General features: G+C 65.2%; 23 protein-coding genes. 15 read left to right on the top strand and 8 right to left on the bottom strand.

Annotated features, from left to right (window positions below):
• Positions 1-227: 227 nt before the first annotated feature.
• The 4 genes from A39O_RS34030 to A39O_RS0117875 all read right to left on the bottom strand — a co-directional run bounded on the left by A39O_RS34030 (position 228) and on the right by A39O_RS0117875 (position 3,311).
• Positions 228-419 carry a hypothetical protein gene (locus A39O_RS34030; RefSeq protein WP_020506038.1) on the bottom strand — a complete coding sequence of 64 codons (192 nt, stop codon included), beginning with the start codon at positions 417-419 and terminating at the stop codon, positions 228-230.
• A gap of 232 nt (positions 420-651) precedes the next feature.
• Complete coding sequence (locus tag A39O_RS0117885) at positions 652-2,055, bottom strand: sensor histidine kinase (RefSeq protein WP_020506037.1); 1,404 nt, start codon at positions 2,053-2,055, stop codon at positions 652-654.
• Between the two features lie 228 nt (positions 2,056-2,283).
• Positions 2,284-2,976, bottom strand: coding sequence for a response regulator transcription factor (locus A39O_RS0117880; protein WP_020506036.1), 693 nt, complete (start codon positions 2,974-2,976; stop codon positions 2,284-2,286).
• The gene (locus A39O_RS0117875; RefSeq protein WP_020506035.1) at positions 2,976-3,311 is read right to left on the bottom strand and encodes a PepSY domain-containing protein; all 336 of its coding nucleotides are present in this window, start codon (positions 3,309-3,311) and stop codon (positions 2,976-2,978) included. The genes A39O_RS0117880 and A39O_RS0117875 overlap by 1 nt, the downstream gene beginning before the upstream one ends.
• A 149-nt stretch (positions 3,312-3,460) precedes the next feature.
• Between A39O_RS0117875 and A39O_RS0117870 the strand changes: the two genes are divergently transcribed.
• From A39O_RS0117870 to A39O_RS0117850, 5 genes are all read left to right on the top strand, one after another.
• Entirely contained in the window at positions 3,461-4,090 is a 630-nt protein-coding gene (locus A39O_RS0117870; RefSeq protein ID WP_020506034.1) for a cytochrome b/b6 domain-containing protein, read from the top strand.
• Complete coding sequence (locus A39O_RS0117865; protein WP_020506033.1) at positions 4,087-4,497, top strand: DUF1924 domain-containing protein; 411 nt, start codon at positions 4,087-4,089, stop codon at positions 4,495-4,497. Before A39O_RS0117870 ends, A39O_RS0117865 begins: the two co-directional genes overlap by 4 nt.
• A 25-nt stretch (positions 4,498-4,522) precedes the next feature.
• Complete coding sequence (locus tag A39O_RS0117860; protein WP_026199505.1) at positions 4,523-5,101, top strand: diheme cytochrome c; 579 nt, start codon at positions 4,523-4,525, stop codon at positions 5,099-5,101.
• Between the two features lie 334 nt (positions 5,102-5,435).
• Entirely contained in the window at positions 5,436-6,170 is a 735-nt protein-coding gene (locus A39O_RS0117855; protein WP_020506031.1) for a P-loop NTPase family protein, read from the top strand.
• Positions 6,171-6,481: 311 nt separating this feature from the next.
• On the top strand, positions 6,482-6,811 hold the full coding sequence (locus tag A39O_RS0117850) for a YhbY family RNA-binding protein (RefSeq protein WP_020506030.1): 330 nt from the start codon (positions 6,482-6,484) through the stop codon (positions 6,809-6,811).
• 233 nt (positions 6,812-7,044) lie between these two features.
• Here the strand turns inward: A39O_RS0117850 and prsT are convergent, their stop codons facing one another.
• Positions 7,045-9,822: an XrtA/PEP-CTERM system TPR-repeat protein PrsT gene (gene prsT / locus A39O_RS0117845; protein ID WP_020506029.1), complete on the bottom strand. Its 2,778-nt coding sequence runs from the start codon at positions 9,820-9,822 to the stop codon at positions 7,045-7,047.
• Between the two features lie 270 nt (positions 9,823-10,092).
• Positions 10,093-10,821 (bottom strand): hypothetical protein, encoded by a 729-nt coding sequence (locus A39O_RS0117840; RefSeq protein WP_020506028.1) that lies wholly within the window; start codon positions 10,819-10,821, stop codon positions 10,093-10,095.
• A gap of 280 nt (positions 10,822-11,101) precedes the next feature.
• On the opposite strand from A39O_RS0117840, the gene A39O_RS0117835 reads away from it, so the two are divergent.
• On the top strand, positions 11,102-11,956 hold the full coding sequence (locus A39O_RS0117835) for a hypothetical protein (protein ID WP_026199504.1): 855 nt from the start codon (positions 11,102-11,104) through the stop codon (positions 11,954-11,956).
• 379 nt (positions 11,957-12,335) lie between these two features.
• Here A39O_RS0117835 and A39O_RS38705 read toward each other — a convergent pair whose 3' ends face one another.
• Complete coding sequence (locus tag A39O_RS38705; RefSeq protein WP_020506026.1) at positions 12,336-12,512, bottom strand: DUF433 domain-containing protein; 177 nt, start codon at positions 12,510-12,512, stop codon at positions 12,336-12,338.
• A gap of 214 nt (positions 12,513-12,726) precedes the next feature.
• Between A39O_RS38705 and A39O_RS0117820 the strand changes: the two genes are divergently transcribed.
• From A39O_RS0117820 to A39O_RS0117780, 9 genes are all read left to right on the top strand, one after another.
• On the top strand, positions 12,727-13,053 hold the full coding sequence (locus tag A39O_RS0117820; RefSeq protein ID WP_020506025.1) for a BolA family protein: 327 nt from the start codon (positions 12,727-12,729) through the stop codon (positions 13,051-13,053).
• A 137-nt stretch (positions 13,054-13,190) separates the two neighbouring features.
• Entirely contained in the window at positions 13,191-14,330 is a 1,140-nt protein-coding gene (locus A39O_RS0117815) for a branched-chain amino acid ABC transporter substrate-binding protein (RefSeq protein ID WP_211211627.1), read from the top strand.
• A 34-nt stretch (positions 14,331-14,364) separates the two neighbouring features.
• Positions 14,365-15,288, top strand: coding sequence for a branched-chain amino acid ABC transporter permease (locus A39O_RS0117810; RefSeq protein ID WP_020506023.1), 924 nt, complete (start codon positions 14,365-14,367; stop codon positions 15,286-15,288).
• A gap of 6 nt (positions 15,289-15,294) precedes the next feature.
• Positions 15,295-16,422, top strand: a complete 1,128-nt coding sequence (locus tag A39O_RS0117805) for an ABC transporter permease subunit (RefSeq protein WP_020506022.1) — start codon at positions 15,295-15,297, stop codon at positions 16,420-16,422.
• Positions 16,406-17,209, top strand: coding sequence for an ABC transporter ATP-binding protein (locus tag A39O_RS0117800; protein WP_020506021.1), 804 nt, complete (start codon positions 16,406-16,408; stop codon positions 17,207-17,209). The genes A39O_RS0117805 and A39O_RS0117800 overlap by 17 nt, the downstream gene beginning before the upstream one ends.
• Positions 17,206-17,916 (top strand): ABC transporter ATP-binding protein, encoded by a 711-nt coding sequence (locus tag A39O_RS0117795; protein WP_020506020.1) that lies wholly within the window; start codon positions 17,206-17,208, stop codon positions 17,914-17,916. The genes A39O_RS0117800 and A39O_RS0117795 overlap by 4 nt, the downstream gene beginning before the upstream one ends.
• Before the next feature lie 118 nt (positions 17,917-18,034).
• Positions 18,035-18,709: an inner membrane-spanning protein YciB gene (locus tag A39O_RS0117790; protein ID WP_020506019.1), complete on the top strand. Its 675-nt coding sequence runs from the start codon at positions 18,035-18,037 to the stop codon at positions 18,707-18,709.
• A 1-nt stretch (position 18,710) separates the two neighbouring features.
• Positions 18,711-19,013, top strand: coding sequence for a YciI family protein (locus tag A39O_RS0117785; protein ID WP_020506018.1), 303 nt, complete (start codon positions 18,711-18,713; stop codon positions 19,011-19,013).
• 110 nt (positions 19,014-19,123) lie between these two features.
• Positions 19,124-20,044 (top strand): peptidylprolyl isomerase, encoded by a 921-nt coding sequence (locus A39O_RS0117780; protein ID WP_051088847.1) that lies wholly within the window; start codon positions 19,124-19,126, stop codon positions 20,042-20,044.
• A gap of 253 nt (positions 20,045-20,297) precedes the next feature.
• On the opposite strand, the gene htpX is transcribed toward A39O_RS0117780, so the two are convergent.
• On the bottom strand, positions 20,298-21,191 hold the full coding sequence (gene htpX, locus A39O_RS0117775) for a protease HtpX (protein ID WP_026199501.1): 894 nt from the start codon (positions 21,189-21,191) through the stop codon (positions 20,298-20,300).
• Positions 21,192-21,205: the final 14 nt, after the last annotated feature.

Raw genomic sequence — 21,205 nt, 5'->3', positions numbered from 1 at the left:
GGTGCGCTGTTGGGTCGGTGAAAGGAAGCAGATGGGCGGCGAGGCCGCGGGGGGAACAGTCGTTGTCCGTTTCCTGACCCATGGGTTTCTGCTCCTTAGTGCGCGTGCGCTTCGCAGCCTCTGCCGAGCGGCATTATGGACCCACAGTGCTGACGGTTCGCTGACAACTCCCGACAAGAGGGGTTGGCAGCGGACAGTGCGGCCAGGTTCGAGCCGCTTTCACCGGATCAGGTGCTCGGCTTGTCGTCGTCGTCCGATTGCGGCTCGACCGCGTGCGCAGCCGTTTGGTCGTCCGTTTCCTCAACCACTTGCGGTTGGTCGTCACTGGGTGTGGTTTTCCGCTTGCGCTTCTCTTCCTTTTTCTGCTTCTTGGCAAGGTCTCGTTGACGCTTCTCGAACGCATAATTGGGAGTGGCCATGTGACACCTCTTCGACCAGGTTTAGGGGACAGGATGTTGGTGATCGGCGACGGCGCGGGTGTCGGAGTGGCCCAGCCTCGCGAGATGATCCGCAGTTTACCCTAAGGCCGCTCGGGTGGACGGCCGACGGTGACGTTTTCTCGGCGTTGCCCGCGCGTAGCCTCGGCCGCTCGGCGGTCGGGATGGCCGCGCCAGGCGCCGCGGTTCTGTTTCCGCCGCCGCGCTGAGGGCTTCAGGCGCCCCGACCGGGCAGGTGCAGGGTCACCGCGAATCCGCCCAGGTCGGCGCGGCTGAAGGCCAGGTCGCCACCGTAGGCGTCGCAGATGTCCTGCGCGATGGCCAGGCCCAGACCGGAGCCCTGGGTGCGCTCGTCCAGCCGCAGGCCGCGCTGGCCCAGGTTCTTGAGCGCCTCTTCCGGGACACCGGGGCCGTCGTCCTCGATCTGCACCCTGATGCGGTCGCCGGTCTCGGTCCGCACCAGCACCCGCGTGTTGGCCCAGTTGGACGCGTTTTCCAGACAGTTGCCCAGGAGTTCGGTCAGGTCTTCCGGGAGGATCGCCACCGCGAGCCGGTCGGGACAGTCCAGATCCCAGTGCAGCCGTGACCCGTTGGGGGTGCGCTCCAGGGCGCGGACCACGCGGCTCAGGGTGTCGGGCAGATCGGCCCCCGGCTCATTGGCCCGGCGCGCGGGGCCAACGCTCTCGCGGGCGTCGGCGCGGGCGCCGGCCCGTGCCCGAACACGGGCGCGGATCAACTCCCGATCCACGCGTCGGCGCATGGTTTGGGCCAGTCCGTCCAGATCGTCCGCCAACTCGGATTGACCCAGGTCGCGCAGACGCTCGGCATCGGCCGCGAGAACCACCAGCGGGGTCTTCAGGCCGTGGGCCAGGTCAGCGGTCCAGGCCCGCGCACGCTCGATCGCCCGTGCCTGCGCATCGAGCAGCGAGTTCACTTCTTCAGCCAGGGGCTGAACCTCGTCGGGGTAATCGGCCGGCAGGCGTTGCGCCTCGCCCGAGCGGATGGCGCGCACACCCCGGCGCACGGCGTCCAGCGGGGCCAGGCCGATGCGGACCTGGCCCCAGGCGGCCAGGCCCAGCACCGCGCCCAGCAACACCAGATAGGGGACAATGTCGGCGGCGAAGTCGCGGCTCGCTTGGGCCAACTCCCGCCGGTCCAGCGCGACCGCGACCCGCACCCGCCGCTCGTCTGACCCGATCCGGAACAGCACCCCCCGCTCGAGAACCAGCAGCGACTGACCGGCGGGTCCGGGCAGTTGATGACGGTGTAGCGCCCCATCCGGCAGGGTGTCCGCGGGCAGGTCCAGTACGACATCCCAAAGCGAACGTGAGCGCAGCAAGGTCGGCCGGTCCTCGTCCTGAATCTGCCAGTAGAGTCCGCTCAACGGGGTCTGGAAACGCGGATCGGCCAGGGCCAGGTCGAACCGGAGGCGTCCTCCCGCAGTGGCCTCCAGGTGACCCAGGATCTGGCCCAGGGTCTCGTCGAGCTGCGCCTCCAGCCGCCGCGTCACATGGTGCTCGAACAGCGCCGTGAGTCCGACCCCGGCGGCGACCAAGGCCAAGGTGATTGACAGGGCGGCCGCCAGGAGCAGTCGAAAGCGCAGGGAGCGGCGGGTCATCGTGTTGCGGCCGCTAAGGAAGGGTTCACTAACAAGTTAAACATGTCCATTAGTGAAAACCTTGGTGTCTAGGTCGTTGTCGTTGTCGTAATCGTTATCGGATTCCGGATCGATCCAAGGCCGCCTGCAAGCCTGCGAAGCGGCTACCCCAGCCGCGTGCGTCGTGCCTCGATTACGACAACGACAACGACAACGAGTGTATTCGTTGTTTTACGCATTACCGACGCGTTACGCATCATCGTTGTTTTGAGTGGATGCCTGCTCGGGATCGTCCACCAGGTACCCGAAGCCGCGGCGGGTCTGGATCAGGTCGGCGCCGAGTTTGCGGCGCAGCCGGCCGACCAGGACTTCCACGCCGTTGGTGTCGCGCTCGATTCCGTCGGCGTAGATTTGATCGGCCAGTTCGCCTTGCGAGACCACCGAGCCCTTGTGGTGCAGCAGGACACACAGCAGCCGGTACTCCTGAGGCGAGAGATGGATGGGGATGCCGTCCAGGGTCACTCCCATTTGCCGGGTGTCCAGGGCCAGCCCGCCGGCCCGCAGGACCGGCGAGGTCTGCCCGGCGGCACGCCGCAGAATGGCGCGCAGGCGCGCCAGCAGTTCTTCCACCCGAAAAGGCTTGGGCAGGTAGTCATCGGCACCGGCATCGATCCCCTCCACGCGCTCGCTCCAATCGCCACGGGCGGTGAGGATCAGCACCGGCAGGTCGCGGCCGGCGGCGCGCCAGCGCTTGAGCACCGCGAGCCCATCCATGCCCCGCAGCCCCAGGTCCAGGATGACCGCCGCGTAGGGTTCGGTATCGCCGCGAAACCAGGCGTCTTCACCATCGCCCGTGTGGTCCGCCAGATAACCGGCGGCGGTCAACGCGCGGATCAGGATATCGACGGTGCGGGGATCGTCCTCGACCACCAGGATGCGCATCACTCTTTCTCCTCATGGTCCAGGATCGCGCCGGTGCGCGCATCCAGTTCGATCTCCTGGAGCCGACCGCGCGGGTCCAGGATCTTCAGTTCATAGACCCAGCGCCCGTGCTCCCGCTCCAGTTCCGCCTCCAATACGCGGCCTGGGACTTGGGCTGCGACCCGGGTGTAGACCTCGGACAGGTTGAGGATCTCACCGCGTTCGGTGGCCCGTCGGGCGCGGTCGTGGCTGTGATCGTCGTCTTCCCAGTCATGTGCACGACCATAGGCGGCGGACCATCCAGTTGCCAGCAGCAGCGGCAAACCAAGGATCAGGCGAAAGTGATGTGTCTGCATAACCTTGATTGTAGGCCAATCTATCCTGTCGATCCGCTGACAGTCCCGCTCAGTCGGCGTTCATGGCCAGTCCGGCATGCTGTGCCCAAGCGCTGGATCGAGACTCGTATCGAACCAGGAGCCAAACCTACCGGGAGCGATCGACCGCCATGAGCAACACCAATGAACCTGTCGCCGGCCATCAGGGCCCGCGCGCTACCGCGACGCCGTCGGCGGATCGGGTACGCGTCTGGGATCCCTTTGTCCGCTTTTTCCACTGGGCGCTCGGCGCCGCCGTGCTGATTGCGTTTCTGACCGAGGATGAACTGCTGGGACTCCACACCTGGGCCGGCTATGCCGCGCTCGCCCTGATCGGTGCACGGTTGCTGTGGGGCCTGATCGGTCCGCGCCACGCCCGTTGGTGGGATTTCGTGTGCGGCCCGCGGGTGACCCTGGCCTATCTGGGGGATGTCCTGCGCGGTCGGGCCGACCGCTATCTGGGTCACAACCCGGCTGGTGCGGCGATGGTGATCGCGCTGCTCACGGGCGTCACTGCCACCGCCGTCACCGGCATGGCCGTGCTGGGTGCCGGGGAGTTCGCCGGACCCCTGGCGCCTTATCTGCGGGGGGTCTCGGCGACGACGGCGCATGATCTGAAGGAGGTCCATGAGTTTATCGCCTACGCGACCCTGTTCCTGATCCCCCTGCACGTGCTGGGAGTCGTCCTGGCCAGCCTGCAACACCGCGAAAACCTGATCCGCGGCATGATCGATGGTTACAAGAGAGGAGCATCGCAATGACTGTGAAACCAATAAGTGTATTCGCACTGGCCGTCGGCCTCGGGCTGGGCACCCAGTTGGTGTCCGCGGCCACCGGCGACGACCTGATCGCGACCTACCAGGGGCAGGGCGCCGGTCCCTTCAGCGCCGCCGCCGGCGCGCGGGCCTGGACCACGAAGCATCAACCGGAAGGGGCTGGCGAACAGCGCAGTTGTGTCACTTGCCACGGAACGGATCTGACCAAGCCCGGAAAACATGCGACGACCGGCAAACCCATCGAGCCCCTGGCCGTCTCCGCCAATTCCGAGCGGCTGACGGATCCCGCCAAGGTGGAGAAGTGGTTCGGCCGCAACTGCCGCTGGACCCTGGGACGCGATTGTACGCCCCAGGAGAAAGGCGACTTCGTGCGGTATATCCAGTCCCTGTGAGATGCAACAACCGGAGATCGGACTGATGAGCAAGGCATTCATTGCCGCCGCGGGCGCGGCCCTGATCGCCCTCGGGGCGAGCGGTCTCGCCTGGAGCGGGCACGACGATGACGACCACGACCGCAAGGGCCATCGTGAAGGCAAGGGCCTGATGGCCCGCGGCGACCTGGCCCCGGTAACCAATGCGCGTTATCGCGCCGAATGCGGCGGCTGCCACTTCGCCTACCAGCCGGGGCTGCTGCCCGCCGCGTCCTGGGCGCAGGTCATGGGCACGCTGGACAATCACTTCGGTGACGACGCCACCCTGGAACAGGCGGTCACTGCCGAACTGCTCGCCTACCTCGAGGGCAATGCCGCGGACCGCAACGACCGGGTCCGCTCGCGGGCCTTCGCCGCGCGGCCGATCCAGGGCGAGGGACCGCCGCGGATCACCCAAACGGCGTACTTTCAGCGCAAACACGACGAGGTTCCGGCGCGCTACGTCAAGGACAACCCGAAGGTCGGCAGCTTCGGCAACTGTCAGGCCTGTCACCGCGGGGCGGATACCGGAGACTTTGACGAGCACCAGGTGAACATACCGGGTGTCGGCCGCTTCGAGGATTGAGACGATCCGTCGGTCGTCGGTCGTCGGTCGTCGGGGATTTTGCCGTGAAAGTCGCGTAGCGACCCCGTGGGAGCGGCGTCCCGCCGCGATGGGGCTTGGCGCGCAGCCGCAGCGTTCGAGGTCACCCGCGGCACCGCATCGCGGCGGGACGCCGCTCCCACGGGGGACGGGAGCCTTCAGTACGCGCTTCCCGGGCACTGGCCGGAACCATGGTCAAGACCGGTTCATGCTGAAGAGCACTCCGGCTGCTGGCAGCCGGCCGCGTGAGGCTCTACCATGCGGCCCCGGCGAGTCTCCGCTCGCCGAGTCCATTTACACACAGACAGGCGGCAGCATGAGCAAGATCCATTTCGTTGGCGGTGAGAAGGGTGGGGTCGGCAAGTCCGTCCTGGCGCGACTCCTGACTCAGTATCACATCGATCACCAGCGTCCCTTTACCGCCTTCGATACCGACCGTTCCCATGGCGCCCTGCTGCGCTTCTACGCGGGTTTCAGCCGGCCCATCGCGCTGGATGAGTTCGAGAGCGCCGATCAGTTGATGGAGGCCGCACTGGCGGCCGACCAGGATGTCCTGGTGGACCTGGCCGCCCAGACCTCGCTGCCGCTGCACCGCTGGATCGAGCAGAACGATCTGCTCAGCCTGGCCGCGGACGAGCAGGTTCCGGTGGTGTTCTGGCATGTGCTCGACGACGGCGCCGACGGCATCGCCCTGCTCGACGCCCTGTTCGAGCGTTACAACCATGCGGCTTCCTATGTGGTGGTGAAGAACTATGGCCGCGGCAAGGACTTCTCGGCCTTCGAGTCGTCCCCGGTCCGGACCCGTGCCCAGTGGCTGGGGGCGGCGGTCATCGAGCTGCCGGAACTGCACGCCGGTACCATGCGTAAGATCGACCATCAGGGCACCAGTCTGTGGGCCGCGACCCACAACCGTGACTCCGGCCTGGGCCTCATGGACCGCCAGCGGGTGAAGGTCTGGGTGCGGCGGGTTTATCAGCAGCTCGATCAGGTCAGTGCCGACCTCTTTACCCCCGCGCCGGCACCGGTTCCCGAACCGACTGACCCGGCGTAAACCTGTGTTCTGGCCTGCGGGCCTTGATCATCAGTTCCGGCCAGCGGCGCTCGTTTGGAGTCCAGGGCCGTAGGGTGGACAAGCGTTACCGCAGTCCACCGAATCCCGTGCCGCCGCTGGTGGACTGCGCTACGCTTGTCCACTCTACGATGCCGCGTGGCCGAAACGGTGATCGAGGCCGCGCCGGGTTTTCGCCGGCCAAGGTTGCCAAGGGTCACATCCGTAGCGGCTATAATCAGGGCCACTGCGCAAGTCACCGCCGCGTCCGGCGGCGGACTCAACGCATCGGCGCGACTAACGGATACAGACTCATGATGGCGATCTCAAGCTCGATCACTCCGGCGATCACCCCGGCGCAGCGGCGTTGGCTCAGGGGCGAGGCCCATCCACTGAAACCGGTGGTCATGGTTGGTCAGGCGGGACTCACCGAGGCGGTACTGGCCGAGCTCGAACTGGCGCTGAGTCACCATGAGTTACTCAAGGTCAAGATCAACGTCGGGGACCGGGCGCTGCGCGACGCCATCCTCACCCCGATGGTCGAGCGCACCGGGTCGGAGCTCGTCACCCGCATCGGCAATGTTGCCGTGCTGTTTCGGGCCAACCCGAAAAAGCGCAGCCCCATGGTGCTGCCGGCCGCCTGAGTCCGGCGGGCGGGCCTTGGTCATAGAGCATTCGGACGTGATAACCGGACGTAGGGGTGGGTTTCAAACCCGCCCCTGCACCAAAGGTCTGTCTGGATATCAGGTACGAAGGCTATAAAACCTGCCATCGCGCGATCTGCACGGCGGGCGGTCCGGTCCGCACAGCGGACCCTACGGGTCACGACGTTACCGTAGGGTCCGCTATGCGGACCGTCCGCGGCAGCCGCGGCTGTTCAGGGCGCAAGCTGTTTGAGCAACTCCTGGGCTTGCACCTGCTCCGGAAACGCGAGATCCGTGATGGTCAGTAACACCGTCTGGGCCTGGGCCGGATCGCCGTCCGCCGCCAGGGCGCGCGCGTAGTGGAAGGCGACGGTGGGTTCCTTGGGCAGGGCGGCATAGGCCTTGGCCAGTGCCTGCACCGCGCCCCGGGTGTCACCGGCGGCGAGCAGCGCCAGACCCAGGGTGTCCGCCACCGCCGGGTTCTGCGGTGCCGCCGCGGCGGCCGCCCGTGCGGAGGTGACGGCCCCGGCCGGCTCCCGATCGATCAGCAGCATTGCCAGGTTGTTGTTGTATTGGGCGTTTTGCGGTTCTTCCCGCAGCAGTTCACGGTAGGCCTGGAGTGCTTGCGCGACCCGCCCACGCCGGGCATCGATCTGGGCCAGCAGAGCGCGGGCCTCACGATCGTCGGGATGGGCGCCGACCCAAGCCTGGGCGGCCTGGCTTGCGGGGAAGAGTTCATCGGCCTTGACCTGGGCATTCAGGAACTCCATGAAAAGCGCCCGATCGTCCGGCCTCGCCTGCACCAAGTCCCCGAATAATCGCAGGGCGTCCGGGTAATGCTCCGCGGCGAGTAAGAGACGGGCCTGCAACAGGAGGATCGCGGCGCCGGCGCCGGCTTGATCTCGCAGCGTGTTTACGAGAAGGTCTTTGAACGGCGAATCCGGTATAGCGGCAGCCACGCGATCGAGGGTTGTCGCCGCCAGTGGGGATTTGGGATCGATCCGGTAGCCTTCCAGTAACTGCCATTGCATCTCCAAGACCCTATTGCCGGCGGCATAGGCGGCGGCGAGCAGGAAGTGGGCCGGCGCCGAATCCGGCTGCAACTGAATCAGGGTTTCCAGGGTCTGGACGGCCTCGCGGGTCTGACCGGCCGCCAGCTCGGCTTGCGCCTGCACCATCAGAAAGGTGGGGTCGGCGGCCGCGGACTGCGGTCGGTCTTTGAGGATGCGCTGTGCGGCCGGGATCGCGCCCGCGGCGAGATAGCCGCGCGCGAGGTTGAGCCGCAGGGCCAGGTTCCCCGCATCCTTGGCGAGCGCCTCACTCAGCCGTTCGAGCGCGGCCGTGCGCCGGCCCGCCGTGACCTCGAGTTGGGCCAGCAGCAGCAAGGCGTTGGTGTGCCCGGGCTGGGCGGCCAGCACCTGTTCGCACAGAGCCCCGGCGACCTGGGGATCAGGCTCGCGCCGCGCGGCGGCGACCAGATTGAAGGCCGCGTCGGCAAAACCGGGTTCGCTCTCCAACGCACGCGCAAAGGCGCCGCGTGCCGCCGCCGGGTCACCGTTGACCTGATGGGCAAGGCCCAGGGCGTTCAGGGCGCGGGGATCTTTCGGAGCGATGGCGATCAGGCTCTCGGCCTCGGTCAGTGCGGCCTTGGGGTCCGGCTTCTCCAGGTAGATACGGATCAGCATCAGCCGTGCGATTTGATTCCCTGGGCTGGCCTGCAGCACCGCCCGCAGTTCCGGCTCGGCGCCGACCGGATCCCCGGCCGCCAGCATGGCTTCGGCAAGCCGCAAGCGGGTTATGGCGCCATCAGGACTTGCGGTGACCGCCGTGGTCAAGAGGTCGCGCGCCTCAGCCGCCCGCCCCTGGCCCCGGACCGCCTGACCCAGGAGTTCCTGGATTCCGGGGGGCGCGTCCGGCTGATCGGCCAAGGGCCGTAACACAGCCTCGGCACCCGCGAAATCCTGATTCGCGAGCCGCACGGCCGCCAGGGCGGCGGCGCGGGTCGGTGTTGCCGGAGCGGCGCGGTAGGCGCGTTCCAGATATTCCTCCGACTCATGGTAACGGCCCAGTTGGTAGAGCGCGGTTCCGGCCAGATAGGCCGCCTGGGGGTCCTTGGGCCGCTCGCGCAAGTACAGCAGGAGGTCTGCAAGGGCCTGTTCCGGTTGTTCTTGCTTGAGCAGCAGAATGCCGCGGGCATAGCTGAGCCCCGGAAAATTGGGACTCTGCTTGGCGGCTGCCGCGATATCCGCCGCGGCCTGATCCAGTTGACCAAGCTCCAGGCGGGTCATGGCGCGCTTGTACTGGGCCATCCAGTCGCTGCGGCCGTAGGCGATCACCTGGGTGAAGGCCGCGTCGGCTTCGCCGAACTGTCCGTCACCGAACTGAACCTCACCAAGCGACTCCAAGACCCGCGCATCCTGCGGGTGGAGCGCCACGGCCTGGTTCAGGAACTCCCGCGCGCGCTCCTTATTGCCCTGCGTCAGCGCAAGCTTGGCCTGACCCAGCAGGGTCCGGGCGTGGTTTGGGACGAACCCCAAGGCCATGTGGAACTCGGTGTCGGCTTGTTCCTGTTGGCCCAGCGCGAGATAGGCTTCACCCCGAATGGCGTGCAGTTGCGCCCGATCGGCCGGATCCGAGGCGGCCAAGGTCGCGGGATCTTCGACGATCTGCGTGAACTTGCCTTGCAGCAGGCGCGCCTCGGCCAACTCGACCTGATGGTCCGCCGCCGCGAAACCCCCATCTCTTGAGGCCCGCTGCAACGTCTGTTCAGCGGCCGCTCCTGCCGACTGGTCGAGATAGACGCGTCCCAGCAGCAGGCGGGCGGCGGCGTCGGAGCCGTGACGCTCCAGATGATCTCTAAGCAGAATCATGGCGGTGCGCGCATCTCCCGCGTGCCAAGAGGACATGGCGTCGCCGATGACGTCCGCGCGAACCGTGATTGCATGAAGCAACAGCAAGGGCGTGACAAGCGCGGCAGTCAGGGCCAAGCGCAGGCTGGCGATGAACGACATAGCAGGTAAAACCCCAGGTGTGAAAGCGACGCGGCACCTGCCGCGACCCCGCATCGAGGCCGCTAAGGCGCTTGCCCAAGAATCCTATACCAGATCGCGAAGGATTATCGTCCGCCTTCAAGGCGCGCAGGCAGGAGCATGGCCGGGCGAGGTAACGGTCGGCTCGAGGCGGAAGGCTGGCGAAAACTCAGGGGCGCGAATCCAAAACACGCGAGGTAGACATGGCGTCTGCCTTTGAGCGGCAAGCGCGTTTCGATAGGAGGTTTCCGATCAGCGGTGTGACCCGGAGCGCTTGCCGCGGCGGACCAGTGCCAGTAATCCTGCGCCCAACAGCAGCAAGGTTCCAGGCGACGGGGCGGGGCTGCCGGTTTCGAAAAGATCGACCGAGCCGTCCCAAGCCTGCGGGCCGTCAAGCACCAGTCGGATAGCACCAACGCTCTCGAAGTCAATCCCGGTAAACTCGGCAAAAGGGATAAAAAACCGATCGATGGGAGCTGGGAACTGATAGACGTAGGTGTGGTTGTTGTTGTCGAGATCCCAGATGGTCAGGGCCAATTCGACGTTCTGATCGATGGTCGGGATGGTGAACAGGAATCCGGTATCATTATCCGCCAACAAGTTCACGCCGCCTAAACCCGTCGTGTTCACTAAAAACGGGTCATTGGTCGTGCCATCCCAGATCACGGTGACGGTGCTGTCGACCCGGTCGGCATTGCTGACCGACAGCAGGTTGGAGCCGCCCGGCGTCAGGTCGTCGATCTCATCGATCAGGGCGGCGGCAGTCCGGCTTGCGGTTGCACCCGTCACATTCGTTACATTGAACTTGCGGGCGCCGCCGATAACATCATCGACCGGCTCGCCGATTCCCAGATTGCTTCCGGGGGCGTTTGCCACAAGAAGCATCTCGTGTTCGTTGAACCCGTCAATGACCAGAGCCTGAGCTGACCAAGCGGCGAGAAGGCTGGTCGCGGCAAGGGCCAGCGAAAACGATCTGTTCATAGCGTCAATCTGGATGTCCAGTGGACTAAGCCGATGGCGGCAATCTTGCCGAGAACAAAAGCATGAATCGCGCCACCAACGTAAATACTCTTTTTAATCATATATCTAGCATGAAAACAGGAGCCTTGCAGCCTTCGGGAGCCAGGCGAGTGTAAGATATTCTGACAGCGATAGACCGTGAGGACGGGGTCCCGCCACCGGTCACGGCGACCGAATGCGCGCAACCGCCGCGGCTGGTCACCGCTCCCCAATCCCCCGCAACCGGGTTATCATCATGGATATGCCGAGCTTGCGCGAAAAGATGGCCCAGTGCGGATTCGAGTCGAACGACGACTACGAGTTCCAGGTCCGTTGCGTGCTCGAAGGCCCGACCCGCATGCTGCGCACGCTCGCTATCGAAGGTGACGGGGAGCGCCGTAAGACCGCCTTCGCCACCGCGCTGGCGCGCGCGCTGGAGTTTCCCCACTGTCTCTATCTGGACTTCACCGAGGCCCATCCGGCCCTGCCGGAGGTGATCCTGCCGCCCAGCCAGGACGAACTGGGTCGGACCGAACCGCCCATCGACGCGCTGGACCAAAAGGTCAGCGAGGCCTGCGCCCAAAGCGAGGGTGAGCCGACGGTCTTGATCCTAGATCAACTCCAGGCCGCTGATTTCCGTGAGCATATCCGTATCCATCGGCTGATCGCGGATTGCTTCTGGGAGGTGCGCGGCGGTCGGTATTTCGCCAACCCGCGTCATCTGCTGCTGTTCCTGATTTCGGAAACCCCGCTCTACCACGCCATTCAAAAAGCGAGTTTTCGCGTCTGGGTCGGGCGGGTGTCCGAACAGCAGATCGCGTACGCGCCCGCGGAATTCGGTCTGGGCGCGGAGGCGCTGCCGCTGTTCGGCGCCCTTGCCGAGTTGTTTCAGGCACTGGGCACGGCCCCGACCCGCAGCGAGTTCGAACACATCCTGACCGACCTGCAACTGCATGTCCGCACAGTCGAACACCTGCGGCTGAGCCTCTACGGCCGGGCGGAGGGGGTCACCCGCGAGTCGATAGCCCAGCCGTCCTTGATCGGACCCTTACAGGCCGTGGTCACGGCGACGCAGGACCTGCTGCTGTCGGACCATATCGAAGTCCGCGGGGATTAGTCTCGCGGCGCCGCATTGCCGCTCCAGGTATACCTCACGCATCCGCGCGGCACAGTGCTTTGTCGTCGTGATCCGGGTCGATCTCGACCTGGTCGAGCAGAGCCGAGATGTCGCGCCGAAGGTATTGACACTGGTGGCGAATTGCGACTAAGTGGGCGCATCCGCCGCACCGGATTGGCTCAGACCCGGAATGTCTCACGCCAAGGCGCCGAGACGCCAAGGTTCTTCAAGGCGATATCGAAACCGGAGGCGCTCGCGGAGTTGGGGTTACCGCAGGATGGCGCTCTCCTTGGTGTGCTTGGCGCCTTGGCGTGAGATGCGTTCTGTGGACGACGGCTTGACTTGTTGGGGTTCCTCCCCTCATTCAGAAAGCGCGGCATCAGGCCACTCGCTGTAGGGTGTAACGGTGGGCCATCAGCTCCGCGGCAAAGCGCAGGCAGGCGTCGATGTCCGCCGGCTCAAGGGACGGATACTGACGCAGAATCTCATCCTGGGATTCGCCGGCGCTCAGGAAGCCGTCAAGAGACGGCTTGCCGAGTGGGCGCGTCGGCCTCACGTTTCGCCCGACCCGATCCAGCGTCGCGCGGACCTAAGTAGCCTTCGGACGTGATAACCGGACGTAGGGGCGGGTTTCAAACCCGCCCCTACACGAAGGTCTGTCTGGATATCAGGTGCGAACGCTATCAACGTGTGCTCGCCCCGAATACCCAGCTTCGCCGAACCTGACCGGTCATGCACCGCTGTCATGCCGACCCACCGAGAGTACCCCAATGAATCGACACGACCGTATCGAGTCCGCTGTAACCACCGCTCTGACCCCGCTGCATCTGGAGGTGGTGGATGAGAGTCACATGCACGCGGTGCCCGCGGGGGCGGAGTCGCACTTCAAGCTCCTGGTGGTCAGCGATCAGTTTGCCGGTCAGGGTCTGGTCGCCCGTCACCGGACGCTGAACCGACTGTTGCGCGAGGAGTTCGACCACGGGCTGCACGCCCTGGCGCTGCACGCCTGGACTCCGGATGAGTGGCTCGCCAAGGGCGGTGCGGCTCCGGAATCACCTCTGTGTCTCGGCGGATCCAAGAGCGCGTCCGCGGCCTGACCCACATCGCCAAGGTGTTGCAGGCGTTCTGTTGGTAATATGCCCGTCCAGCAGGACCCCCGTGCGGCGGCGATCGTCGGATGCGCTGCCGTGGCCCGCCTTTGTCAACCTTGCCGACTAGCATTCGGAGTAGACCTATGACTTCCAAGTTATTGATCGCTTTCGTTCTCGGCGCCGCCTCCTGGTCAATGCCGGCGTGGTTGACCGCTGCCGAGACGATCGAGATCGGGTGTGTGGCCCCCTTGACCGGGCCGCAGGCGCACCTCGGCAAGGATATCGAGAACGGGGCGCGCCTCGCGGTGGACACCATCAACGCGTCCACGCCGACCATCGGCGGCCAGCCGGTGCAGTTCGTGCTCTTGGTGGAAGATGATCAGGCGGACCCGAAGACGGCGACCGTGGTCGCCCAGAAGCTGGTGGATGAGGGCGTCAAGGGGGTGGTCGGGCATTTGAACTCAGGGGCCAGCATCCCGGCCTCCCGCATCTATGCCGAAAACGGCGTCCCGCAAGTGTCGCCGGCTTCCACCGCGGTCGCCTATACCAATCAAGGGTTCGACACCACCTACCGGCTCATGGCCAACGATTCCCAGCAGGGTAAGGCCCTGGGTCAGTATGCGACGGGGCTGGGCAAGCGGGTGGTGGTGGTCGACGACCGCACCGCCTATGGTCAGGGGTTGATCGACGAGGTGGTGAAAAGCGTCGAGGCCTCCGGCGGCAAGGTCGTCGGACGCGAATACACGACGGACAAGTCCACCGATTTCACCGCGATCCTGACCTCGCTGAAGGCCAAGCGGCCCGATGTGGTGGTCTTCGGCGGCATGGACCCCCAGGCCGCCCCCATGATGCGCCAGATGCGCACTCTCGGCATGAAAACGCCGTTCATGGGCGGTGACGGGATGCAGTCGGCCGAGTTCATCAAGCTCGCCGGGCCGGCCGCGGAGGGCGCCATCGGGTCCTCGCCCGGTCTGCCGCTCGAACAGATGCCGGGCGGTGCCGACTTCACCAAACGGTTCGGTGAGCGCTTCGGCAAGGTGCAGATTTACGCTCCCTTCTCGCACGATTCCGCGGTGGTGCTGATCCAGGCCATGCTGCGTGCCGGCTCGGCCGAGCCCAAGCAGTACCTGCCGGAACTCGCCAAGACCCAACTCGATGGGGTGATCGGCCCGATCGCCTTCGACGCGAAGGGCGATCTGCGCGACGGTCCGGTGACGCTCTATCAGGTGAAGAACGGCCAATGGCAGCCGGTTGAGACCATCGGCGGACCCGCGGCCAAGTAGCCGTCGCGCGCACCGAATTCCCGGCCGCTCGCCGATGGACGTCCTGCTGCAGCAACTCATCAACGGATTGATCCTGGGTAGCCTCTATGCCCTGGTGGCCCTGGGGTACACCATGGTCTACGGCATCCTGGAACTGATCAATTTCGCCCATGGCGAGATCGTGATGGTCGGGGCCATGGTGTCGGTGAGTGTGCTCGCCGCGCTCACCGCCGCCGGGGTGCCGGTCGCGCTGGCGCTGCCGTTGGCGCTGGCCGCGGCGGTGGTGGTGTGCGTGGTGACCGGTGTCCTGGTGGAGCGGATCGCTTACCGACCCCTGCGCAATGCCCCGCGATTGGCCCCGTTGATCACGGCGATCGGCGTTTCCATCGTCCTGCAGAACCTGGCGATGATCTTTTGGGGGCGGCAGTATCTGTCGTTCCCGCCGGTGATCGAGGTGCGGGTCTACGATGTGCTAGGGGCCACGGTGAGCAATATTCAAATCCTCATTCTCGTCGTGGCCGCGCTGACCATGGGCGGGTTGCTGTTGCTGGTGAACCGGACCCGTCTCGGCCGCGCCATGCGTGCGACCGCCCAGAACCGCGAGGTGGCGGGGCTGATGGGGGTGGATGTCAATCGGGTGATCGCCGCCACCTTCATCGTGGGATCGGCGCTGGCGGCCGTGGCCGGGCTGCTGATCGCGTCCTATTACGGCATCGCCCATTACAATATGGGGTTTATCCTGGGGCTCAAAGCCTTCAGCGCGGCCGTGCTCGGGGGCATCGGCAATATCCCCGGCGCCCTGCTCGGCGGGCTGCTGCTGGGGGTGATCGAAAGCCTGGGGGCGGGCTATATCGGCGACTTGACCGGGGGCTTTCTGGGCAGCCACTACCAGGATATCTTCGCTTTTCTGATTCTGATCCTGGTGCTCACCTTCCGGCCCTCCGGGCTCTTGGGCGAGCGCGTGGCGGATCGCGCGTGATGCGGCATGATTGGACTGCTGCCTGACCGACTGTACCGGGACCGGCGCATCGCCTGGGCCGCCTTTGGCGTCCTGGCGGTGTTGCTGATCGCCTTGCCGTTCCTGGTCGAGGCCGGCCTGGGGCGCACCTGGGTACGCATCCTCGATTTCGCGATGCTCTACGTGATGTTGGCCCTGGGTCTCAACATCGTGGTGGGTTTCGCCGGGCTGCTGGATCTGGGCTATGTCGCATTCTATGCGGTCGGCGCCTATTTCTACGCCATCCTTGCGTCACCGCAGTTCGGACTGCATTTACCGTTCTGGGCCCTGCTGCCCATGGGCGCCGGGATCGCCTGTCTGTTCGGCGTTCTGCTGGGTGCTCCCACACTGCGCCTGCGCGGCGACTATCTGGCCATCGTGACCCTGGGTTTCGGTGAGATCATCCGGATTTTTCTCAATAATCTCAATGCCCCGGTGAACGTGACCAACGGCCCCCAGGGCATCAACATGATCGACCCGGTGCGCATCGGCGGCCATGCGCTCACCCGTCCGATCGAGATTCTTGGAGTCCAGATTTCCGGTCCCCACGCCCATTACTATCTGTTCCTGGGGCTGACCTTGCTCGTGATCTTCGCGGCGATCCGACTCCAGCACTCGCGGATCGGGCGCGCCTGGGCGGCGATTCGCGAGGATGAGGTGGCGGCTGAGGCGATGGGCATCCATACCCGCAACGTCAAACTGCTGGCGTTCGCCATGGGGGCGACCTTCGGTGGCCTGGGCGGCGGGCTCTTCGCGGCTTTCCAGGGGTTCGTGAGTCCCGAGTCATTCACCCTGATGGAATCCATCATGATCCTGTGCATGGTGGTGCTGGGCGGCATGGGTCATATTCCGGGGGTGATCCTGGGGGCGGTGCTGCTGACCATGCTGCCGGAGGCGCTGCGTTACGTCGGGCCGCTGCAACAGGAACTGATCGGTCGCGTGGCGGTCGACCCTTCCGATCTGCGGATGCTGCTCTTCGGTGTCGCCCTGGTGTTGGTGATGCTGTTCCGGCCCCAGGGGCTATGGCCGTCGTCGATGCGGGCGCGGGAGCTGCGGCCGGACAATCCCGATCAGGTCCGCCAGGAACAGGAATCGCTCTATGACGCCGAGCGCTGAGCGGGACGGCGGCGGGGGCGGGGAGCCGCTGCTCGCCGCGCGCGCCGTAACCAAACGCTTTGGCGGCCTGACCGCGCTCAGCGAGGTGTCGCTCACCGTCCAGGTCGGCGAGATCGTCGGTCTGATCGGCCCCAATGGGGCGGGTAAGACCACCCTGTTCAACTGTTTCACCGGGCTCTATCACCCCAGTGCCGGGACTGTCCACCTGGAAGGCCGGCCGCTGGCCGGGCTCAAACCACACGCGGTGGCGGCCTTGGGGCTGGCCCGTACCTTTCAGAACATCCGCCTCTTCGCCAATATGAGCGTGCTGGAGAACGTGATGGTCGGGCGTCATGTCCGCACCCGTGCCGGAGTCCTGGGCGCGGTGCTGCGCGGCCCGCGGACCAGGGCCGAGGAGCGGTCGATCCGCGAGCGTTCACTGGACCTGCTGGACGGTGTTGGGCTAGGCGGACGCGCCGACCAACTCGCCCGCCATCTCCCGTACGGCGATCAGCGGCGACTGGAGATTGCGCGCGCACTGGCCACCGAACCGAAGCTTCTGGCGCTCGACGAGCCCGCGGCGGGTATGAACCATACCGAGACCGCGGCGCTGAAGGGGCTGCTGGAGACGATCCGCGGGCGCGGCGTGACGCTGCTGCTGATCGAGCATGATGTCCGGCTGATGATGGACCTGTGCGACCGGGTGGCGGTGCTCGATTACGGCCGCAAGATCGCCGACGGTCCGCCGGAGCAGGTGCAGCGTGATCCGGCCGTGATCGAGGCCTACCTGGGGGCCGGTGCGGCATGAGCTTGCTCGAGGTCCAGGGGCTCGCGGTCCACTACGGCGGTATCCGCGCCGTCAAAGGGATCGACCTGCAGGTCGAGGAAGGGGAGGTGGTCTGCCTGATCGGCGCCAACGGGGCCGGCAAGACCACCACGTTACGCGCACTGGCCGGTCTGCTGCCCGCGGCCGCCGGGTCGATCCGTTACGCGGGGTCCGCGGTGACCGACCTGCCTGTGCATGCGCGGGCGCGGATCGGGATCAGCCTGGTTCCCGAGGGCCGCGGCGTCTTCCCCCGCCTCACGGTCGCGGAGAACCTGGATATGGGGGCGTACAGCCGCCGGGATCGGGCGGGGATCAGCGCCGACCTGGAGCACGTCTACGGTCTCTTTCCCCGCCTCTACGAGCGTCGTGCCCAGACCGGGGGGACGCTGTCCGGGGGTGAACAACAGATGCTCAGTCTGGGGCGTGCGCTGATGAGCCGGCCGCGCCTGCTGTTGCTCGATGAGCCCAGCATGGGGCTCGCCCCGCTGGCGGTGCAGAAGATTTTCGAGACGATTCGCTTGATCGCCGATCAGGGTATGACGCTGCTCCTGGTCGAACAGAATGCCCGTCTGGCCCTGGAGTCCAGCCGTCGCGGTTACGTTCTGGAGGGCGGGTGCATCGTTCACCAGGACGACGCGGCGGCCCTGCTTGCCAGTCCCAAGGTGCGCGCCGCCTATCTGGGTGCCTGAGCGCCGTTCAGCGCGCGGGAAATCCCGACTTTACCAATTTTTGCCAAGGTCTTATGCTCCGCATCCCGTCACGGTGGCGGACGCTTGGCCTGACCGCAACCCGATAAGAACCCGGAATATGAAGTTCGTATTCGATCTGCTCCCGATCATTCTCTTCTTCGTTGCCTACAAGTTCGCCGGCATCTACTGGGCCACCGGCGTGGCGATCGGCGCTGCCGCCATTCAGGTCGGCTGGGTCTGGCTGCGCCGCCGCCGGGTGGAGCGGATGCACCTGGCGACCCTGGGCTTGTTGGTGGTCTTCGGGGGCTTGACCATCGCCCTGCGCGACCCGATCTTCGTCATGTGGAAACCAACGATCGTCAATTGGCTGTTTGCGGCTGTCTTCCTGGGCAGCCAGTGGATCGGCGGGCGACCGCTGACCGAACGGATGATGGGGCACGCGGTCGTGGTGCCGGCCTCCATCTGGACGCGATTGAACTGGGCCTGGGTGCTGTTCTTTCTCGTTTCGGGGATCGCCAATCTGCTCGTGGTCTATTGGGCCAGCGGTTTCTATCAGGCCCAGCAGACGCTGATCCAGGCAACCGGCAGCACGTCCATCGATCTGAGCACCTGCGCTGCCCAGTACGCGGGTGACCTGCTGGCCCTCTGTAACGATGCCCAAGGCCGGGAAGAGGTCTGGGTCAACTTCAAACTGTTCGGTATGATGGGGATGACCATCCTCTTCGTCATTGCCCAGGCCCTTTATCTGGCGCGCCACATGAAGGACGAACCCAAGGCCGTGGAGGCCGACTAACGTGCTCTATGCCATCATCGCTGCTGATCATCCCGGGAGTCTTGAGGCCCGTCTGCAAGCCCGCCCGGCTCATCTGGAGCGGCTGCACGCCCTGCAGGACGCGGGTCGCCTGATTCTTGCGGGCCCTCATCCGGCAATCGACAGCCCAGATCCCGGGCCGGCCGGATTCACCGGCTCACTGATCGTCGCCGAGTTTCCCGACCTGCAGGCGGCCGAAGCCTGGGCCGGCGCTGATCCCTATGCGGCTGCCGGCGTCTATGCGCAGGTTCAGGTCAAGCCGTTCAAACAGGTCTTTCCGGCTTGAGCCGGAGCTTCATTTCCCGACTGACGACGGACCCGTGGAACTTGTGGACCCAGGTTCCGCGGACCTGGACTTCAATCACCGATCGCTATCAACTGACGGAACTTCAAGCAATGTTCAAGACTCGCATATCTCTGCTGATTAGTGCCCTGCTCGCTTCCGGTCTCTGCTTGGCGGAAGACAAGGCCCCGGCCGCCGACGCGGCGCTCCCCGCAAACGTCACCATCGCCACCGTCAATGGTGTCGCCTATCCGCTGGACGTGTTCCGCATGTTTTTCATGGAGCGGCTGCAGGAAGCTCAGGGTGAAAACGACCCGGCCTTTCAGCAGCAGGCGTTCAACGAATTCATGACGATGGTCGTCGCGGCCCAGGAGGCGCAGAAGCGCAAGCTCCAGGATGCGCCGGATGTGACCGCCGCGCTCGAAGTCCAGCGTCTGAAGGTCCTTTCCAATGCGGCCCTGGCGGATATGGCGCGTGGCATTCAGGTGACGGATGACGAGCTGAAGAAGGCGTACGACGAGGTCAAGAAGAACGCCACTCGCACCGAGTACAAGGCGCGCCATATCCTGGTCAAGGATGAGGCCGAGGCCAAGAAGGTCATCAAGGAGTTGGATAAGGGCGCGGATTTCGGTGAGTTGGCCAAGAAGAAATCAGAGGGTCCGACCGGTAAGAGTGGCGGCGACCTCGACTGGTTCAATGCCGATCAGATGGTCAAGCCGTTTGCCGAAGCAGTGGCCAAGATGAAGGCGGGAACCTACACGAAGGAGCCGGTGCAAACCCAGTTCGGCTGGCATGTCATCGAACTCCAGGAGACCCGCACCGCCGAGCCCCCGAAATTCGAGGACGCCAAGCCGCAATTGACCGCGATGGTGCAGCGCCAGAAGCTCGGCCAAGAGATGAGTCAGCTGCGCGACGGGGCCGTGGTCGATCTCAATGAGGAAGTGGTGAAGGTCTCGCCCAAGACCGATGAGGCGGCTGCGCCTGCCGCGACGGATGCCGACAAGAAGGACGAGGATAAGAAGGATAAGAAGTAGCAGCGCGTAGGATGGGCAGAGCGAGAGCGATGCCCATCCAACCACCGCGACGCTTGAGGATGGGCATCGCTCTCGCTCTGCCCATCCTACCGAGAGGCCCGGCCCCATCAGTTCTGATCATACCCGTCAAAGCGAGCACCCGAATTTGCCTACAGATGTCACAGATGAAAAACAACATCTGTGACATCTGTGGATCAAATCTCCGCCTTAAGCGATCGGCGGAAGCTGCCCGAAGCGATGATCAAAGCTGACGTCAGGCCCCCGACTCCAACGCCGCAATCCGCTGCTCCAGCGGCGGGTGGCTCATGAACAGGGCCTGAAGACCCCCACCGATGCGTCCGGAGATCCCGAACGCGGCGAATTCCCCGGCCGGCAAGTCGCGCGGCTCGTGGATGCGTTGCAGGGCACGCAGGGCATCCGCCATCTGGCGCCGGCTGGTCAGGCGCGCCCCACCCGTGTCGGCATGGAACTCGCGGTAGCGGGAGAACCACATCACAATCATGGTCGCGAGGAAGGACAGCAGGATTTCGGCGATCATTGAGGTAATGAAATAGCCGATACCGGGCCCCGAGCGCTCGTCGTTCGGGCCGCGCAAGGCCGAGTCCACCAAGCTTCCGATGATGCGTGACAGGAACACCACAAAGGTATTGACCACCCCCTGAATCAGGGCCAGGGTGACCATGTCGCCATTGGCCACATGGCTGATCTCATGGCCGATCACGGCTTCCACCTCGTCCTTGGTCATGGTCTGCAAGAGCCCCGTGCTGACGGCGACCAGGGCGGCGTTGCGGTTCCAGCCGGTGGCGAAGGCATTGGGGTCCGGGGTGTCGAAGATCCCGACCTCGGGCATCTGAATTCCCACCTGCTGCGCCTGGCGGGCGACCGTGTCCAGCAGCCAGTGCTCGAAGGGGGTGGTCGGCTGATCGATGATCTGCACTCCCATGCTGCGCTTCGCCATGAATTTGGACAGGAAGAGCGAGATCAAGGAGCCGGAGAAGCCGATGATTGCCGCCATCACCAGCAGCGAAGTCATGTTGATGCCGCCGCCGGCCTGGAGCGCGCTGTCCAGGCCAAACAGCCGGAAAACCAGGCTGATGACGATCAGCACGGCGATGTTGGTACCGAGAAACAAGAGAATGCGCATCATGGTCGAGACTCCCA

The sequence above is a fragment of the Lamprocystis purpurea DSM 4197 genome (assembly GCF_000379525.1).
Classification (GTDB): domain Bacteria; phylum Pseudomonadota; class Gammaproteobacteria; order Chromatiales; family Chromatiaceae; genus Thiodictyon; species Thiodictyon purpureum.
The sequence above is the reverse complement of the archived record's forward strand: the minus strand, read 5'-3'. Positions and strand labels throughout refer to the sequence as shown.

Coding starts and splice junctions, on each gene's coding strand:
- A39O_RS34030 (WP_020506038.1), bottom strand. CDS start 419: ATGGCCACTCCCAATTATGCGTTCGAGAAGCGTCAACGAGACCTTGCC.
- A39O_RS0117885 (WP_020506037.1), bottom strand. CDS start 2,055: ATGACCCGCCGCTCCCTGCGCTTTCGACTGCTCCTGGCGGCCGCCCTG.
- A39O_RS0117880 (WP_020506036.1), bottom strand. CDS start 2,976: ATGCGCATCCTGGTGGTCGAGGACGATCCCCGCACCGTCGATATCCTG.
- A39O_RS0117875 (WP_020506035.1), bottom strand. CDS start 3,311: ATGCAGACACATCACTTTCGCCTGATCCTTGGTTTGCCGCTGCTGCTG.
- A39O_RS0117870 (WP_020506034.1), top strand. CDS start 3,461: ATGAGCAACACCAATGAACCTGTCGCCGGCCATCAGGGCCCGCGCGCT.
- A39O_RS0117865 (WP_020506033.1), top strand. CDS start 4,087: ATGACTGTGAAACCAATAAGTGTATTCGCACTGGCCGTCGGCCTCGGG.
- A39O_RS0117860 (WP_026199505.1), top strand. CDS start 4,523: ATGAGCAAGGCATTCATTGCCGCCGCGGGCGCGGCCCTGATCGCCCTC.
- A39O_RS0117855 (WP_020506031.1), top strand. CDS start 5,436: ATGAGCAAGATCCATTTCGTTGGCGGTGAGAAGGGTGGGGTCGGCAAG.
- A39O_RS0117850 (WP_020506030.1), top strand. CDS start 6,482: ATGATGGCGATCTCAAGCTCGATCACTCCGGCGATCACCCCGGCGCAG.
- prsT (WP_020506029.1), bottom strand. CDS start 9,822: ATGTCGTTCATCGCCAGCCTGCGCTTGGCCCTGACTGCCGCGCTTGTC.
- A39O_RS0117840 (WP_020506028.1), bottom strand. CDS start 10,821: ATGAACAGATCGTTTTCGCTGGCCCTTGCCGCGACCAGCCTTCTCGCC.
- A39O_RS0117835 (WP_026199504.1), top strand. CDS start 11,102: ATGCCGAGCTTGCGCGAAAAGATGGCCCAGTGCGGATTCGAGTCGAAC.
- A39O_RS0117820 (WP_020506025.1), top strand. CDS start 12,727: ATGAATCGACACGACCGTATCGAGTCCGCTGTAACCACCGCTCTGACC.
- A39O_RS0117815 (WP_211211627.1), top strand. CDS start 13,191: ATGACTTCCAAGTTATTGATCGCTTTCGTTCTCGGCGCCGCCTCCTGG.
- A39O_RS0117810 (WP_020506023.1), top strand. CDS start 14,365: ATGGACGTCCTGCTGCAGCAACTCATCAACGGATTGATCCTGGGTAGC.
- A39O_RS0117805 (WP_020506022.1), top strand. CDS start 15,295: ATGATTGGACTGCTGCCTGACCGACTGTACCGGGACCGGCGCATCGCC.
- A39O_RS0117800 (WP_020506021.1), top strand. CDS start 16,406: ATGACGCCGAGCGCTGAGCGGGACGGCGGCGGGGGCGGGGAGCCGCTG.
- A39O_RS0117795 (WP_020506020.1), top strand. CDS start 17,206: ATGAGCTTGCTCGAGGTCCAGGGGCTCGCGGTCCACTACGGCGGTATC.
- A39O_RS0117790 (WP_020506019.1), top strand. CDS start 18,035: ATGAAGTTCGTATTCGATCTGCTCCCGATCATTCTCTTCTTCGTTGCC.
- A39O_RS0117780 (WP_051088847.1), top strand. CDS start 19,124: ATGTTCAAGACTCGCATATCTCTGCTGATTAGTGCCCTGCTCGCTTCC.
- htpX (WP_026199501.1), bottom strand. CDS start 21,191: ATGATGCGCATTCTCTTGTTTCTCGGTACCAACATCGCCGTGCTGATC.